The sequence below is a fragment of the Pseudomonas sp. Sample_22 genome, from assembly GCF_004307635.1.
Taxonomy (GTDB): Bacteria; Pseudomonadota; Gammaproteobacteria; order Pseudomonadales; family Pseudomonadaceae; genus Aquipseudomonas.
In genome coordinates, this window is record NZ_RCNY01000002.1 from 1 (window position 1) to 1,599 (window position 1,599).

1 protein-coding gene is annotated in these 1,599 nt (G+C 63.2%); it reads right to left on the minus strand.

What is annotated here, in order from left to right:
• The coding region (locus D8U73_RS00005; RefSeq protein WP_130903379.1) for a gamma-aminobutyraldehyde dehydrogenase at positions 1-1,421 on the minus strand (1,421 nt) is incomplete at its 3' end.
• Positions 1,422-1,599 lie beyond the last annotated feature (178 nt).

Below are 1,599 nucleotides of genomic sequence, written 5' to 3' on the forward strand. Positions count from 1 at the left end.
TGCTTGAACATCACATGCCGAACGACGGTGTAATCCTCGAGCCCATACATCGACATGTCCTTGCCATAGCCAGACAATTTCTGCCCGCCATGGGGCATTTCGCTGACCAGCATGAAGTGCGTGTTGACCCACGTGCAGCCGTACTGCAAGCGCGCCGACAGGCGATGGGCGCGGCCGACGTCGGCGGTCCACACCGAGGAGGCCAGGCCGTAGTCTGAATCGTTGGCCCAGCCCAGCACTTGGGCTTCATCGCTGAATTTGGTCACTGACACCACCGGCCCGAACACTTCGCGGCGGACGATTTCGTCGTCCTGCTGCGCATCGGCCAGCACGGTCGGTTCGAAGAAGAAACCATTGCCCTCGACCGCTTTGCCGCCAGTGATCAGGCGAATGTGCGGCTGGGCGATGGCGCGTTCGACGAAACCGGCGACGCGGTCGCGGTGTTGCGCGGTAATCAGCGGGCCGAGCTCGGTCGCCGGGTCATCCTGCAAGCCGTACTTGATGCTGCTGACCGCCGCGCCGAGCTTCTCGACGAACTTGTCGTAAATGCCCTCTTGCGCATAGATGCGGCAGGCGGCGGTGCAGTCCTGGCCGGCGTTGTAGAAGCCGAAGGTACGGATGCCTTCGACGGCGGCGTCGATGTCGGCGTCGTCGAAAATGATCACCGGGGCCTTGCCGCCCAGTTCCATGTGCATGCGTTTGACGCTGTCGGCGGTGCTGGAAATGATGTTCGAACCGGTGGCGATCGAGCCGGTCAGCGACACCATGCGCACTTTCGGGTGAGTGACCAGCGGGCTGCCGACGCTAGGACCACGGCCGAACACCAGGTTGAGCACGCCGGCCGGGAAGATGTCCGACGCCAGTTCGGCCAGGCGCAGGGCGGTCAGCGGGGTTTGTTCCGATGGCTTGAGCACCACGGTGTTGCCGGCGGCCAGGGCCGGGGCGATTTTCCAGGCGACCATCATCAGCGGGTAGTTCCACGGCGCGATGGAAGCGATGACGCCCACCGGGTCGCGGCGGATCATCGAGGTGTGGCCCGGCAGGTATTCGCCACCGGCCGAACCGCTCATGCAACGGCTGGCGCCGGCGAAGAAGCGGAACACGTCGGCAATCGCCGGGATCTCGTCGTTCAGCGCGGCGCTGTAGGGTTTGCCGCAGTTGTCCGATTCCAGTTTGGCCAGCTCTTCGCCATGGGCCTCGATGGCATCGGCGAGTTTGAGCAGCAGCAGCGAACGCTCTTTCGGCGGGGTCTGCGACCAGCTGTCGAACGCGGCATCGGCGGCACGCACGGCGGCATCGACCTGGGCTTCACTGGCTTCGTTGATTTCCACCAGCACACGGCCCAGCGCCGGGTTGAATACGGGTTGGGCGGGGCCTTCGCCGGTGATGAGTTGGCCGTTGATCAAGAGTTGGGTTTGCATGGCATTGTCCTCTTCAAAATTATTGTTTTTGTCCGTAGAAACCGGTCCCTGTGGGAGCTGGCTAGTCGGGTCGCCGCATCGCAGCGATAGCGGTGGATCAGCCAACATCTTTGTTGAACCTTCCGGCCCCATCGCTGGCAAGCCAGCTCCCACAGGAATTCGGTTCCCACATTGGGAA